At 28.2% G+C, this 13,730-nt stretch carries 18 protein-coding genes; 1 reads left to right on the forward strand and 17 read right to left on the reverse strand.

The window, feature by feature from the left end:
* The first annotated feature begins 114 nt into the window (after window positions 1-114).
* The gene (locus LEQ07_RS09780; RefSeq protein ID WP_046823616.1) at window positions 115-792 is read left to right on the forward strand and encodes a GntR family transcriptional regulator; all 678 of its coding nucleotides are present in this window, start codon (window positions 115-117) and stop codon (window positions 790-792) included.
* 16 nt (window positions 793-808) lie between these two features.
* Here the strand turns inward: LEQ07_RS09780 and LEQ07_RS09785 are convergent, their stop codons facing one another.
* The 17 genes from LEQ07_RS09785 to LEQ07_RS09860 all read right to left on the reverse strand — a co-directional run bounded on the left by LEQ07_RS09785 (window position 809) and on the right by LEQ07_RS09860 (window position 13,302).
* Window positions 809-1,267, reverse strand: coding sequence for a triphosphoribosyl-dephospho-CoA synthase (locus LEQ07_RS09785; protein ID WP_263330472.1), 459 nt, complete (start codon window positions 1,265-1,267; stop codon window positions 809-811).
* Window positions 1,260-2,180, reverse strand: a complete 921-nt coding sequence (gene citX / locus LEQ07_RS09790; protein WP_263330474.1) for a citrate lyase holo-[acyl-carrier protein] synthase — start codon at window positions 2,178-2,180, stop codon at window positions 1,260-1,262. The genes LEQ07_RS09785 and citX overlap by 8 nt, the downstream gene beginning before the upstream one ends.
* 3 nt (window positions 2,181-2,183) lie before the next feature.
* Window positions 2,184-3,185, reverse strand: a complete 1,002-nt coding sequence (gene citC / locus LEQ07_RS09795) for a [citrate (pro-3S)-lyase] ligase (protein ID WP_263330476.1) — start codon at window positions 3,183-3,185, stop codon at window positions 2,184-2,186.
* 15 nt (window positions 3,186-3,200) lie between these two features.
* Entirely contained in the window at window positions 3,201-3,341 is a 141-nt protein-coding gene (locus LEQ07_RS09800) for a hypothetical protein (RefSeq protein WP_263330478.1), read from the reverse strand.
* A 142-nt stretch (window positions 3,342-3,483) separates the two neighbouring features.
* Window positions 3,484-3,816, reverse strand: a complete 333-nt coding sequence (locus LEQ07_RS09805; RefSeq protein ID WP_263330480.1) for a phosphate-starvation-inducible PsiE family protein — start codon at window positions 3,814-3,816, stop codon at window positions 3,484-3,486.
* A gap of 79 nt (window positions 3,817-3,895) precedes the next feature.
* Window positions 3,896-4,216 (reverse strand): 2-hydroxycarboxylate transporter family protein, encoded by a 321-nt coding sequence (locus LEQ07_RS20115; RefSeq protein WP_317852056.1) that lies wholly within the window; start codon window positions 4,214-4,216, stop codon window positions 3,896-3,898.
* The gene (locus tag LEQ07_RS09810; RefSeq protein ID WP_317852057.1) at window positions 4,179-5,258 is read right to left on the reverse strand and encodes a 2-hydroxycarboxylate transporter family protein; all 1,080 of its coding nucleotides are present in this window, start codon (window positions 5,256-5,258) and stop codon (window positions 4,179-4,181) included. Before LEQ07_RS09810 ends, LEQ07_RS20115 begins: the two co-directional genes overlap by 38 nt.
* Window positions 5,259-5,285: 27 nt before the next feature.
* A complete protein-coding gene (gene citF, locus LEQ07_RS09815) occupies window positions 5,286-6,881 on the reverse strand; it encodes a citrate lyase subunit alpha (RefSeq protein WP_263330482.1) in 1,596 nt (531 codons plus the stop codon).
* Window positions 6,881-7,780 (reverse strand): aldolase/citrate lyase family protein, encoded by a 900-nt coding sequence (locus tag LEQ07_RS09820; RefSeq protein ID WP_263330484.1) that lies wholly within the window; start codon window positions 7,778-7,780, stop codon window positions 6,881-6,883. Before LEQ07_RS09820 ends, citF begins: the two co-directional genes overlap by 1 nt.
* A gap of 11 nt (window positions 7,781-7,791) precedes the next feature.
* Window positions 7,792-8,076 (reverse strand): citrate lyase acyl carrier protein, encoded by a 285-nt coding sequence (gene citD / locus LEQ07_RS09825; RefSeq protein WP_046823609.1) that lies wholly within the window; start codon window positions 8,074-8,076, stop codon window positions 7,792-7,794.
* A 242-nt stretch (window positions 8,077-8,318) separates the two neighbouring features.
* Window positions 8,319-8,996: a GntR family transcriptional regulator gene (locus tag LEQ07_RS09830; RefSeq protein WP_263330486.1), complete on the reverse strand. Its 678-nt coding sequence runs from the start codon at window positions 8,994-8,996 to the stop codon at window positions 8,319-8,321.
* A gap of 87 nt (window positions 8,997-9,083) precedes the next feature.
* On the reverse strand, window positions 9,084-9,617 hold the full coding sequence (lepB, locus tag LEQ07_RS09835) for a signal peptidase I (protein WP_263330488.1): 534 nt from the start codon (window positions 9,615-9,617) through the stop codon (window positions 9,084-9,086).
* Window positions 9,618-9,769: 152 nt separating this feature from the next.
* Entirely contained in the window at window positions 9,770-10,609 is an 840-nt protein-coding gene (locus LEQ07_RS09840; protein ID WP_263330490.1) for a YjjW family glycine radical enzyme activase, read from the reverse strand.
* The gene (locus LEQ07_RS09845; RefSeq protein WP_263330492.1) at window positions 10,609-11,937 is read right to left on the reverse strand and encodes a YjjI family glycine radical enzyme; all 1,329 of its coding nucleotides are present in this window, start codon (window positions 11,935-11,937) and stop codon (window positions 10,609-10,611) included. The genes LEQ07_RS09840 and LEQ07_RS09845 overlap by 1 nt, the downstream gene beginning before the upstream one ends.
* Window positions 11,934-12,086, reverse strand: coding sequence for a hypothetical protein (locus LEQ07_RS09850; RefSeq protein WP_263330493.1), 153 nt, complete (start codon window positions 12,084-12,086; stop codon window positions 11,934-11,936). Before LEQ07_RS09850 ends, LEQ07_RS09845 begins: the two co-directional genes overlap by 4 nt.
* Window positions 12,087-12,248: 162 nt before the next feature.
* Window positions 12,249-12,566 (reverse strand): hypothetical protein, encoded by a 318-nt coding sequence (locus LEQ07_RS09855; RefSeq protein WP_263330572.1) that lies wholly within the window; start codon window positions 12,564-12,566, stop codon window positions 12,249-12,251.
* A 127-nt stretch (window positions 12,567-12,693) separates the two neighbouring features.
* Window positions 12,694-13,302 carry a DedA family protein gene (locus tag LEQ07_RS09860; RefSeq protein WP_263330494.1) on the reverse strand — a complete coding sequence of 203 codons (609 nt, stop codon included), beginning with the start codon at window positions 13,300-13,302 and terminating at the stop codon, window positions 12,694-12,696.
* Window positions 13,303-13,730: the final 428 nt, after the last annotated feature.

Consider the following 13,730-nt stretch of genomic DNA (forward strand, 5'->3'; position numbering starts at 1 on the left):
TTTTTTCATGTTTTTTGTCTTTTTTATTTTTTAAGTATTGGTATTTTGTTTTTTTAAGTTAAAATTTAAAATATAAAAAAACATTTTCACATTTTAATTTGAAAGGTAGAAATCATGAATAATTGGATTGATGAAATCGTAAAAAATACAAATTTTTCTCAGAATAAACCTTTACGAGACGTTGTCTACGAAAGTTTAAGGACAACAATAATAACTGGTAAAATACCAGTTGGTGAACGTATAATTGAAAAAGAATATGCTGATAAACTAAAAATTAGTAGAACTCCAATACGTGAAGCTTTAAAGAAACTACAGTCAGAAGAACTTGTTGAATATATTCCAAAGTATGGAGTAGTTGTAAAAACCGTTACTAAAGATGATGCTTTAGAGGTCTATAAAATAAGAGAGGCATTAGAAATTTTAATTATTGATAACACTATAGATAATATTACTGAAAATGAAATATGTCAAATAAAAAATTTACTAGATTTAACAGAATTAAAAAATTCTGAAGGAAAATTAGATGAAGTTCAAAATTTATTTAAAGAGTTTAATGATTCCATATATAAATCTAGTAAAATGAATAGACTCCCTTTAATGATATCTCAGCTAAATGATTACTTACATCATTTTAGAAATATTTCAATACTCGATGAAAATAGAAGAAAAAATGCAATTTTTGAACACAGAAAAATTTTAGAAGCTATTGTAAATAAAGATAGAGATTTAGCTGAAAAATTCATAAAAAAACACTTGAAAGATTCATTATCTATAGTTTTAAAAGAAATATAGGGGCTTATATAAGCCCCTATATTTTATAGAATGTATCGTAAACCTCATCTAAAAAAATTACTATTGATAACAAATCTGCACTACCTCCAGGACTTATATGCCTATCTATGTATTCTAGTTCCAATTCAAGTGCTAATTTTTTTCCCTCGTCAGTAATCATTCCTCCTAAGTTCAATAAATTTTTACAATCTTTGTGTACTTTTTTCAATGTTTCTATATCGTGCCTATATACAATAGTGCTATCTTCAACTTCACTCATTAATATTAATAATGTATGTGAGTAAAGATCATTTCCTTTTAATTCTAATTTTAACTCTTTATATTCAGTTAATATTTTATTAAATATAAAATCCAATCCATCACTGACTTGACCCCTTATCCCTGTAAATTTATATTTTTTGTATAACTTTTCTCCATGACTTAATGTTTCTTTTTTATCCAATTTTTTAAAGTCATCTAATATATCTTTAACCATGCTTTTTATAATTTTTGTATATTTCCAAAAGACTTTTTATCATATATATTTTTGATACCCCAGCTATTACTATTCCCATTAGAAATATCATACCCTTATGAGTATTTATTCCTTTTGTGGCCTTAAACATCTCTTCTTCTGATTTTCGCCCTACTTCTCTTATTTTTCTGAATATATTTTCTTCACTGTCATAGGAATATCCATTCTCAGCCATTTTTTTCAAATATGGTACAATTGCGAATGCACTATCTAAAAAAGTATAATAATCCATATCATTATGTGCACCACTACTTATAGGAGATACTAATCCAAACGATGGATATGTTGATACCTCTGAAATTATAGACTTTAAAGCTAGATTAGATAACTTCGATGAAATAATCTCTCTTTTCTTTAAATAATTTATGTACTCATTGTATTTATTTTCAAAATACAATTTTATTTCATTTATACTATGACTTTGTTTTCTAGCGCAAATATTCGCATCTAATTTACATAAAAAACAGGACCTATTTCCTTTTCCTAAATCCCTGCGGGAGATAGTAAATATTTTACCTTCATTTAACTTATAAACATCTATATCAACACATCTACCTAAAATATGATTTTCTTCAATGTTAATCATTAATTTTTTAGTACTTAAACAATCTAAATCAATTAAAAAATGAGTTATATATCCCTCTAAACTTTTATATTTTTCCTTTGAAACTATAACTTCATTACATATTTCATTTATTTCATCGCTTATTACAGTTTGTATTTTATCTGTTATAAAATTTGATTTTGCTAATCCAGGATAATTAACCCTAACAGTTACTAATGTACATTTATTATATTCTTTAAGTAATTGCTCTTGAAGTTGAACTCTCCCTTCTCTATCTAGCAAAAATCTATCTATTTCGTTTAATTTCATTTCTTATTTTTCCCCTTCTCTACTAAGTAAAAGATCATATGTAACACTAGGTACAATCTCTTTAATTGATTCTATTTTATCTTGTGATAATAATTTCCTTACATTTGATGCACTTATATCTTGTCCAGCATGTTGTTTCCTATCTACGATTTTAATATCAATGTCATATTTGGGTAAAATTTCATTTAATCTTGAATTATATTCTTTCGTTACTATACATGAATTTTCACTACCTACATATCTAGATTTAATATTTAGTTTAGTAGCAAAATATTTTCCAAATATATTGCAATCAATTTTAGTGTACTCTTTTAAACTTTCATCGTTTTCTTTTAAAAAATATGTTGGAAAAGTTGTACTTGAAATTATATACTCAGTACTTTCTACAACTAATACATTCCTTAAATCTTTAACTCCATTTTTGACTAATTCAAACCTTAAGTTAAAGGGAAATAGAGATTTGTCTTCCTCTACTAAAAAAACTATAACATTTTCATTTTCATTAGATGCTTTTTCTATTAAGTACCTATGACCTAGTGTAAATGGATTGCAATTCATTACCAAAGTAGCATATTCTTTAGTTGTATCTATATCATACTTTTTTATTAACTCGGATAAAACATCTTCTATTTTCCTATTTCCAATCTCTAGCAAACTTACTTTATCTGTCTCTATTATCAAACTGTAACCTAGCCTTTTAAATAAATACGTATTTTCTGGCTTTGTAAATACAAAGTTATGATATACACCCTCTTCAAATAGCTTTTCTGTTATTTTTGATACCAAAATATTTGAAATACCCTCTCCTTGGTAATCCTGATCTATTGCAAAACATTTTAAAATTTTCCCCAACTTAGAACATGTTGCAATTACATTTTTTCTATCTTTTAATACTATTGTATAATCAGCATTTTCATATTTTAAATTGAATTTACTTAAGAAATTTTCAACCATTTTAAATTCAGCATTAGAATTTAAATCTATAACCTCTATATCGTAATACATTTAACACCTCTCAACCTAATTAGTAAAAACTTTATTTATTAGAGTGAAACCTATCATAAATAAAAATAATGTAATAGCTATTATAGCCCCGTCTTTCCCACTAGCTATAGTATATTTTACTTTTTTATTAGCTATATCTTCAGCCTCTTTAAACATCCCTTCGCTTCTAATCTCTTTTAAAAGTTCTTTGTTGTTTTTCTTTTTTCTTAGCCATGTTCATCCTCCTTATTTTCTAATTTGTTTTCTTTGTTAATTAAAAACTTTTTTATAGCAAATAATATGGAAATAGATATAACTCCTATAAATAAATCATCAATAGAATTTTTTTAGGAAGAAGTATCATTTTTCTAGCTATGGCGTATAATAGAACTTCTAATATAGCTTCTGCTTTATGTAAAGTAAGCATTATAACTAATTCTATAGCTATGACTAAAAGTAATATATGAGCTAAAATATTATTTAATTGATCATATTGTACAGGATTCTTAAAATCAACAATATAATATCCCCATATAATTCTCAAACTATCTATTGTTCCTAATATTACAACTCCAATTACAACTAAAGCTAGTACAAATTCAAATATATGAGATATTTTCAACACAGTACTCTTGTTATAAAATTTTTTCATTCTATATCCTCTAAAATTATATATTTTTATATGTGGAAAAAGAGCATTGTTTAAAACAACACTCTTTTATTATTGAAATTTAGAAAAATATTCCAAACATTATACTAGCTATTATAAGCATCATTCCTCCACCTAATCTAGATGAAATTTGTGCAAATGAAATTAAATCCATACGCTTTGCTGCCCCTAATACTGCTAAATCTCCTGAACCTCCTCTGTTTGCCATACACAGTCCTGCTGTTATAGCTGTCTCTATTGGATAAAATCCAACTATCCATCCAATAACTCCAGATCCTATTATAGCTCCTATCACTATAAAAGTTGCTATTACAAGGTTAGATATTGTAAATGCAGCTATTATTTCACCTAAATCTGTTAAAGCTATCCCAACTCCAACCATTATTACCAATAAAAATTGTTTTGAGAAAAATCCTTGTAATTTTTTTTGCTCCTTCTTTTAATTCTAAAGGTATAAAGTTTAATACATTGCATCCCGCAACTAAAAGAACCATCCATGCAAATCTATGAATTTCTATCTTAACATCTATTCCAAATAGAGTAAATTGTGGTATTTTAACCAGTTCTCCTAGTATATTTCCCGCAACATAAAATGTAGCCGATAATACTAGTCCTGCTGCAACCTCTCTTGCTGTTACTTTTACTTCTACTTTTTCATCTAGTTTTGATAAGTCTTCTGCATTTCTTATAAGTTCACCTTTCCCATTAAACTTACTTCCAAACTTTGTTTGTCCAAATTTATTTAGCATTGCGGCAGTTATTATGGCTACTATATTAGCTATAGTTAGTATTGATAATGCAAATGATAAAAACTTTCCTGGATCTCCTCCTGTTACACTTGAATATATTTCGCTCATTGGAATTGCACCAGCTCCTGTTCCTCCTCCCATTATAGGAAGAACATAAGAAGTTGCTATTTTACTAGCCGGTATACCAAATATCATTCCCCCAAATACTCCAAATACAAATGCACAAAAAACTCCACCTAATATTGCAGGTATATAACCTGCAAAAGCCTTTAATAAAAGTTTTCTATTAACAGCTAATATAGACCCTGTTATTAATACAGCTATAAACAAATCTAGAAAATCTGCTGTATCCATAAACATTTTTACAGTTTCAACAGTGCTCTTTGGTATAAACCCTATATAAACTAACCATGCTGATCCTAGAAAAGCTAGTATAGACCCTCCTCCAACATATTCTTTCCATATAGGGATTCTATCTCCTATAGTTCCAAATAATATTCCTATAGTGTAAAGTAATGCAAATGCTCCTAAAGAATTATCAGGTAACTTCCCTTTTAACATTGCAAATATTACTATTCCTGTAATAACAGCAAACATTTGCCATGGTATCCCAAACATTTTAAATGACGATTTTCCAGATAATTCTTTTTTATTTTTTACATCTACTGTTGTCATTAGTTAAACCCCTCCAAATTTTATATATTAATATATTCTAAGGCTATTTATATCCATAAGTATTATTAGTTTATTTTTTATCTTCTTAACAACATCAATTATGCTTCCATCTCTATATTCAATTACTGCAATTACTTCATCTGTAAACTCTATTTCCTTAGGTGTACCTAATAATCTAATCGCTATATTTCTCAACTCATTTAATGTTACTACATTTATACCAGCTTCTATAAATTTCTCTTTTAAATCATCACGATTAGGATTAACGGCTACTCCATAGTCTGTAACAACAACATCTACAGTTGATCCTGGTGTAACTACAGTAGTAACTTGGTCTATTACTGTTGATATTCTGCCTCTTGTTAACGGAGCTACTAATATTGATATTTTAGCAGCTGCAGCCGTATCACTGTGCCCTCCTGATGCAGCTCTTATAACTCCATCAGATCCCGAAATAACGTTTACATTAAAATCCGTATCAATTTCTAATGCACTTAATATAACAAAGTCTAAGTTGTTTACACCTGCTGATTTATTAAATGGATTTGCATAAAAATCAGCACTAACTTCTACATGTCTCTTATTTTTTCCTACAGATTCAGCTGCAAACAAATCAAAACTTTGAACATCGTATAATTGTTTTACTAATCCTTCCTCAAGTAACTCTACCATTGGTTTAGTTATCCCTCCTAAGGCATAACTACATTTAATTCCTTGTTTGATTAGTTCCTCTTTTACAAATCTAGTAACAGCAAGTGAAGCTCCTCCTGACCCTGTCTGCATAGAAAAGCCATCTTTAAATAATCCTGATGCCAACATTACATCTAATACTCGTTTTGCCATTAATAATTCTTTAGGATTAGATGTAAATCTAGTTGCTCCAGACATTATCCCTTTTGAATCTCCTATTTCATCTACCACTACAACATAATCAACTACTGTTTGTGGTATACTTTGAGGAAAGTTAGGGTAGTCAACTAGTGTGTCCGTAACTACTATTACTTTATCTGCATACTGTGCATCTACCATAGCATACCCTAAAGATCCACAAATTGATTTTCCCTTAACTCCATTTGCATTTCCCATACAATCAGATGATGAAGCTGCTAAAAATGCAACATCTATTTTTAAATCACCTTCAACTATAGCTCTAGCCCTTCCTCCATGTGATCTTATGACTGCTGGGTTTTCACCTAGTATTCCTTCTGATATTTCATTTGCTAACCTTCCTCTAAGGCCACTACTTTCAATCCTATTAACAACTCCACTTTTTATATGTTCAACTAAACCTCCATGGCAATTTGCAAGCGAGCTAGATGCTATCCTAATATCTTTTATCCCCATTTCAGATAATAAATCTGTTACCATCATAACTAACTTATCACCCGCTCTAAAATGATGATGAAAAGATATTGTCATTCCATTTTTTACTCCAGCTTTTATTATTGCATCCTTTAACGAATCTATAACTTTAGTTCTTTTAACCTTGTCTTTTATATTTTTACTGCTAGAATCTAAAATTGTCCCTTTCGGTTGGTTTTTAAATGCAGAATCATATGATTTTCTGTGCTCATACCCTTTTATACTTTTTAATAAGCTTTCTTCTATTCTTTTATTATTCATTATTTTTCACCTCCTATGTTTATTCCAGATGCCTTAGCTAATGTTAAAACATGTTGAGCTCTTTCTATTATTGGCTTATCAACCATCTTACCATCTACAGTAAAAACTCCTTTACCTTCAGCTACAGCTTGTTCTGTAGCTTTTATAATTTTATATGACTTATCTATAACTTTTTTACTTGGAGTATATACCTTATGTACTAATTCTACTTGTCTTGGGTGAATTAAAGACTTGCCGTCAAATCCTAATTGTTTAATAAATTTAGCTTCATTTATAAATCCTTCGTCATTATTCACATCTGAATAAACCGTATCATGTACACTTACCCCAGCCGCTCTTGCCGCTAATACTACCATTCCTCGTGCTGCGTGTAGCTCATGTCCTTCTATAGATCTATTAGTTTTCATACATGTAACAAAGTCCTCTCCACTTAAAGCTATTCCTATAAGCCTTTTAGATGATGTCGCTATACTATATGCATTTAATACTGCCATAGGAGATTCTAAAGCAGCCATAAGTTTAGTACTTCCTATTTCTTTTCCTATTTCCTTTTCAATTCTTTCAACTTCATTTTCTACAGTTGAAACATCTTCAGCTTTATCTGTCTTTGGAATTCTTATCACATCAACTCCAGCTCTTACAACAGCCTCCAAGTCTTCTCTCCAAAATTCTGTATCTAATGCATTTATCCTTACTACTGTTTCTATATCTAATTCTTCATAGTAATCACCTAATTCTTTTAACATATTATATACTAGTAACCTAGCTGAATCTTTTTCTGTTATTGCTATTGCATCTTCTAAATCTAGCATAATCGAATCTGGTTTATATATATGAACATCTCTTATTAATCCAGGATTATTTCCAGGAACAAATAACATCGAACGTCTTAATTTCATAAAATACCTCCTTATATGTACTTATAATCTTTATTTTTGGCTGATCTATATACAGCTGTTTGTACCCTACTTTTTATAACTGGATCTATTGCTCCTTTGTCATTTGCAAATATTTTAGCATTTTCTATATTTAAACTTTCTAAGGTTTCTTTTATAACACTTTCTATTTGTTCCCCAAATTGTGCCATTACTGTACTTTTAAGATTCAATTCTATCCCATTGCAGCTTGGCTCTATGATTATTTGAATATCACTCGACTCTAATGTCCCAGCACTAGCAGTTACCTTTAATTCCATATGTTTTACTCCCTTTCTCTTTAATTATTTGTTCTTATACTAAATCAGTAAATTGTATACAATTTACTGATTTAGTATACTTTATTTCAGTGTAGCATACAAATCTCACTCATTCAATAAATCGTTTTCATCAACTGTGTTTTTTTAGTGTATTTATATAACTTAATAGGATATCCAAAATTTTTATTAAGTGTAATTTCATTTAACGTAAAAAATAAGCATTGGATAATATTATCCAATGCTTATTTTTTTATTTCACATGCTTTTATAAATGCTTTTTTTGCATTATATACATGAATCCTAGCAACTTTTTCTGCCAATTCCTCATCTCCAATTTCAATAGCTTTTACTATATCTTTATGCTCTTTTATAGCTTCTTCTCTTCTTTCATTTGTCATTAAACTTATTCTTCTCAAACTTTTCAAATAATCGTATATAGTTTCTAATCTTTCTATTAACCTTTTGTTTTTGCTTGCATTTAACAGTATTTGATTATACTCGTTATGAGCCTTTATATACTCACTATTGTTACTATTTTTTATAGATTCTTCCATTATGCTTATTATTTCATTTAACCTTCTAATTTCTAGTCTTGTTATATGTAAACAGGCCAACCTTGAAACTAATCCCTCTAAAACTTCCCTTATATCATATATTTCAATTGCATCTTCTTTAGATATCCCTTTTACTAAAGTTCCCTTTCTAGGTACATTAACTGCTAACCCTTCTATTTCTAATTGTCTTAAAGCCTCTCTTACAGGAGTTCTACTGACCCCCATTCTTTCAGCAATATGATTTTCAATCAGTCTATCTCCTTGATTTAGTTTACCTTCAAATATTGCATTTCTAATTTCATATAAAACAATCTCTCTAATTGGCCTTATATCATCATTCTCAACTTTATCAAATATTATATTCATATATATCTACATCCTTAAATTCAGCTATTTTTTCCCCTAATAGTATTATAGTTGCTAATACAATAATATACAAATATTTTATAGCTTTCACTTTATCTGTCCTAAATTTTGAAATGGAAACAATCTCATACTTACTTCGCCAACTATTTCATTTTTATTCACAACTCCAACATCAGAATCTCTACTATCTTTACTTACTAATCTATTATCACCCATAGCAAAATAACTATCACTTGGTATTTTTATATCTATATCTCCCACTGTGTAAGTATCTTCTAAATACGGCTCGTCTATTAGCTTATCATTTATATATACTTGGCCACTTTTTATTACTAAATGATCATTTGGAAGTGCTATAATTCTTTTTACTAAACTCTTTTTCTCTCCATCATTATTTTTCAAGTCAGTTTTAAATACTACTATGTCTCCTCTATTCGGATTCCCAGTTTTATATGCTAACTTGTTTATTATCAAGTAATCTTTAGTATTCAAAGTTGGATACATTGATTCTCCACTCACAACTGTAGGTACAATAAAATATGTAACTATAAGCCCCATACATATAGCTAAGGTTATAACCTTTGCCCATTCGATAGTTTTTTCTATAACTTTTTCTTTCATGTTATCCCCCCATACATTTATTCATGTAATTAGTTTTCTATTTTTATAAATGTATGTCCTTTGCTAATTCTAGGCTTTCGTACTCTATTTTATTGCATAAAAAAAACCTAGGTAACAATTTGTTACCTAGGTTTACATATATATTCATTATATTAAATAATAGGGTTTATCATTCTCTCTTTTAATACTTCTTTCGCTTTTTCATGGTATTTCATGTATTTTTCTTTCGGATAATCTCTAAAATTAGAAAGTTCTCCTTTTACTCCATATTGCCTAAATGGTATTAATTTAAATTTAGTATATTCATTTAAATTTTTTATATATTTAACCTCATCTATAAATGTATCCCAATCATCATTTATGTTTTCGATTAATACAGTTCTTATTTCATATAGTTTTTCAGTTTTAGCACATTTATTTATATTATTAAAAACTATATTATTTTCTATTCCTGTAACATTTATATGAGTATCCCCTTTAAACGCCTTTAAGTCAAACATAAATCCATCTACATGTTCTATAAGATTGTCAACATCTTTTTCTTTTACATTTCCATTTGTATCAACAAAAACATTTAGATTTGTTTTTTCATGAATAATATCAGCAAATTCTACTATAAAGTCACTATAAATAGTACATTCTCCCCCAGAAAACGTAATACCATCTATAAGGTTTTTATATTTATTGATATAGTTAAATAGTTCAGTTGTATCGTAATAAGTAATTTTAGGTGAAGCAAATTTCTTACACACACCTATACATTCATCACAATTTATGCATTTGTTTTTATCATATTTTATTTTACCTTCAAATGTAAGTGCTCCTGCCTTGCATACATCTATACACTCTTTGCATGAAAAGCAAATATTTTGGGTTTCTGGATTATGACAATATATACACTCCATATTACAACCTTGCAAAAATATACTTATCCTACATCCAGGCCCATCTATAAAACTCATATTTATAATTTTATTAACAGGAGCTTTCATTAAACAGTTCTTACCTTTCTTTCTTCGATTCCATTTTTCATACTTAATGCACCTAAAACAACTGAGTCTTCTCTTAAGTTTTTGCCTTCATTAAATTTATTTATATCCGTCTTTTTAACTAGGTATCCAGTTATTCTTATAAATTCCGAAGAATCACTGTTTATAGATAATACTCTTATTCCATTTTCAAGAGCTCCTTTTACAACTCTAAGCATTCCATCTATATTATTTTTTGCAGTTTCATCAAATAAATATATATCACTACATCCCGTATCAAAATACTTATGAAGTTTTCCTGATAAATTAATATGATCAAATATATCAGGTTCACATCCATACTTGATTCTAATCGCAGGAGTTGTATCTGTGTCCGATTCTAATCCCCCTTGTGCATGGACTCCATGCTTACCTTTTGTTCCTCCACAATACAGAGCATCTTCATTTCTAACTAATTCAGCAAATCGTTTGCATATTTCTTCTGCTACCTCATTCGCTCTCTCATCATGACCCATTTGTTTTCCTGTAAATATTTCAACACATTCAAAAGTTCCATATATAGCTAGCATAGATGTAAATTTATTTAAATCTATTAACTCCTCTTTTGCTAAGAATGAACTTTCAAAGAACTTAACGTCTTCAACTAAATATTTAATTCTAGCATTTGTAAGTTCTGATAGTGATTTTACTGCTTTTGGAAGTTGTACATTCATAAAATCTTCATAATCTTTACTTTCTTCTGCTAATGCTTTTAAATTTAATCTAGTTAGTGTATGTGCTCCACCACCTATTCTAAGTGAGTTATAACAACTAACTACACCATAATCTTCTCCTAAATCATTAGTCATTAATTTATGGTTTACAAAGTATGGCTTTATATTTTCAAGAGCTGATTCTATACCATACTTTATAAGGTCATCTGGAGTTTCTTCACTACACTTTAAAGTAACATTAGGTATAGCTTTTCTAAGTTCTCTTTCTATTTGTATGACTAGTCTTCCAACTTTGCTATCTTTTGGTCCTATATTCATATGAACAAATGCATCCGGTAAGGTTCTATCTATGTTTATAAGTAGCATTTTTATTAAATTATAAGCTTCTTTTTCACTTACAGTATCCATAAATGGCTCTAATACATCGTCTATTTGACCTACATAAACAGGATACCCAGTTATAGATGGTACATATTTATAAAGTATTAACATTGCATTAACAGCCTCATATAAATCTTTTGGTGGCTGTATATCTAAGTACTCACTACCTTGTTTTATAAACTTTACATAGTCAGGTAGTACGTATCTAGGTCTATATGGTCTAGCGCCTTCATTCATATCACATAATATTTTTTATCTAAATAAGACTTTGTTTCTTCGCTTATTTTTAAAGGCGCTAAAGAATCTTCTGCTAATCTTGCCATATTAGCTCTTTTTTCATGATATTGCATATCCATAGAGTGTAATATTTGTTCTATACTGTTCATTATTTAGTCCCCCATTATTTTATATTTATTACATCAATTCTATCACACTAATAAACATTTGTTAATAGGAATAAACATTTATTTATATTTTTTATAATTTAATTTTATTATGCACTTAAATAAAAGTAGCAGCTTAATCATATTGATAAGCTGCTACTTTTATTAAAATCCTATGTATAATCCAATTGTTAAAAATGCTATACACACTACAATTATTGCTCCTATTAATGGAGCTATATATCTTAACCATTTAGACCATGGTATTTTAGCAAATGCTAGTGCGCCCATTAAAACTCCTGATGTAGGTGTAATTAAATTAATAATACCAGTTCCAAATTGATACGCAGTTATTATTAACTGACTAGATACTCCAACTAAATCTGAAAGTGGATATAATACATGTATTGTAAGTAATGCAAGTCCTGATGATGAAGGTATTAAAAATGCCAGTACAGATTCTAACACAAAAGATAAATTTATAAATAGTCTAAACTTTCACCAATTTCACATTCATTATAAATTTTCACTAATAAAAATTAATACTCAACTAAATATCACATGTATGTATTTTATAATCATAATTACTTTAGTTTTAATCAAAAAGACACTACGTGTCTTTATGAGTTTTTTTTATTCTACTTTTTATTATATAAACTATCGTAAATATAACAGCTATTATACATATTAATAAAGAGTACTGTTTCAATATAGTTGTTATAATATGTATTTTATGTCCTAGCAAGTATCCTGCTGAAATTAAAGCCAAATTCCATATTCCAATACCTATAGTTGAGTACATTATAAAAGTTATTATATTCATTTTTATAACCCCAGCTACTATAGAAATAAATGTTCTAGCTACTGGAACTACTCTTGAGATCATTACAGACATTTTATCGTATTTTTTTATCCATGAATATGATGACATTACAGATTTTTCAGTCTTAGGAAACTTCCCTATTATAATTTCAATTAAAGGCTTACCAAATTTATATCCTAAATAATAATTGACTATACACCCAGTTATTCCTCCTAATATGGATATAGTTACTACTTGTGTAAAATTCATATTATATTTAAATGCAAATATCCCTACTAATGGTAAAACTAATTCACTTGGTAGAGGAAGGTTTGCATATTCTAATGCTACTACAATAAAAACACTAATTAATCCATAGTTTATTATAAACTCTTCAACTAATGACCTAAACTCCAACCTCTCCACCTCTTTTACTAAACTTTTCAACTACTGTGTTTTAAACAGTACTGTATTTACTATAATATCATAGCTAGCCTAAATATATCAATATTATATTTTTATCCCCTATTTTATAATCATAATTATAATTTAGTTATTATAGTTTTGAACTTTAGGGATTTATATAATTTTTTCTCGCATATTGTATTTATTAATTCTTTGAAATTTCAGACTATAGGTTGTACAATTTAATTATAGGAGCATATATTTATAAACTTTGTGGGGGGGTTTCTATATGTCTATATTTTTTTAATTTCTTTTATGATTTTTTTAATATATTTTTTATCTATGGTTTGTATAAGGTATAGTTATATATCTAATTTAGCTATAAAAACAAACTTGATTTTAATTCATTTTACATAAGAAATAATATTTTAGCATATGAT

The sequence above is a fragment of the Paraclostridium sp. AKS73 genome (assembly GCF_025671395.1).
GTDB classification, from domain to species: Bacteria; Bacillota; Clostridia; order Peptostreptococcales; family Peptostreptococcaceae; genus Paraclostridium; species Paraclostridium benzoelyticum.

Bases quoted from the DNA above. Each gene is read 5' to 3' on its own strand.
- LEQ07_RS09845 (WP_263330492.1), bottom strand. From the start codon at position 11,937: ATGAATGAAGGCGCTAGACCATATAGACCTAGATACGTACTACCTGAC.
- LEQ07_RS09810 (WP_317852057.1), bottom strand. From the start codon at position 5,258: ATGACAACAGTAGATGTAAAAAATAAAAAAGAATTATCTGGAAAATCG.
- LEQ07_RS09840 (WP_263330490.1), bottom strand. From the start codon at position 10,609: ATGAAAGCTCCTGTTAATAAAATTATAAATATGAGTTTTATAGATGGG.
- citC (WP_263330476.1), bottom strand. From the start codon at position 3,185: ATGTATTACGATATAGAGGTTATAGATTTAAATTCTAATGCTGAATTT.
- LEQ07_RS20115 (WP_317852056.1), bottom strand. From the start codon at position 4,216: ATGGTTGGAGTTGGGATAGCTTTAACAGATTTAGGTGAAATAATAGCT.
- citX (WP_263330474.1), bottom strand. From the start codon at position 2,180: ATGAAATTAAACGAAATAGATAGATTTTTGCTAGATAGAGAAGGGAGA.
- LEQ07_RS09830 (WP_263330486.1), bottom strand. From the start codon at position 8,996: ATGAATATAATATTTGATAAAGTTGAGAATGATGATATAAGGCCAATT.
- LEQ07_RS09785 (WP_263330472.1), bottom strand. From the start codon at position 1,267: ATGGTTAAAGATATATTAGATGACTTTAAAAAATTGGATAAAAAAGAA.
- LEQ07_RS09800 (WP_263330478.1), bottom strand. From the start codon at position 3,341: ATGTTTAAAGAGGCTGAAGATATAGCTAATAAAAAAGTAAAATATACT.
- LEQ07_RS09780 (WP_046823616.1), top strand. From the start codon at position 115: ATGAATAATTGGATTGATGAAATCGTAAAAAATACAAATTTTTCTCAG.
- LEQ07_RS09805 (WP_263330480.1), bottom strand. From the start codon at position 3,816: ATGAAAAAATTTTATAACAAGAGTACTGTGTTGAAAATATCTCATATA.
- LEQ07_RS09850 (WP_263330493.1), bottom strand. From the start codon at position 12,086: ATGAACAGTATAGAACAAATATTACACTCTATGGATATGCAATATCAT.
- citF (WP_263330482.1), bottom strand. From the start codon at position 6,881: ATGAATAATAAAAGAATAGAAGAAAGCTTATTAAAAAGTATAAAAGGG.
- LEQ07_RS09820 (WP_263330484.1), bottom strand. From the start codon at position 7,780: ATGAAATTAAGACGTTCGATGTTATTTGTTCCTGGAAATAATCCTGGA.
- citD (WP_046823609.1), bottom strand. From the start codon at position 8,076: ATGGAATTAAAGGTAACTGCTAGTGCTGGGACATTAGAGTCGAGTGAT.
- lepB (WP_263330488.1), bottom strand. From the start codon at position 9,617: ATGAAAGAAAAAGTTATAGAAAAAACTATCGAATGGGCAAAGGTTATA.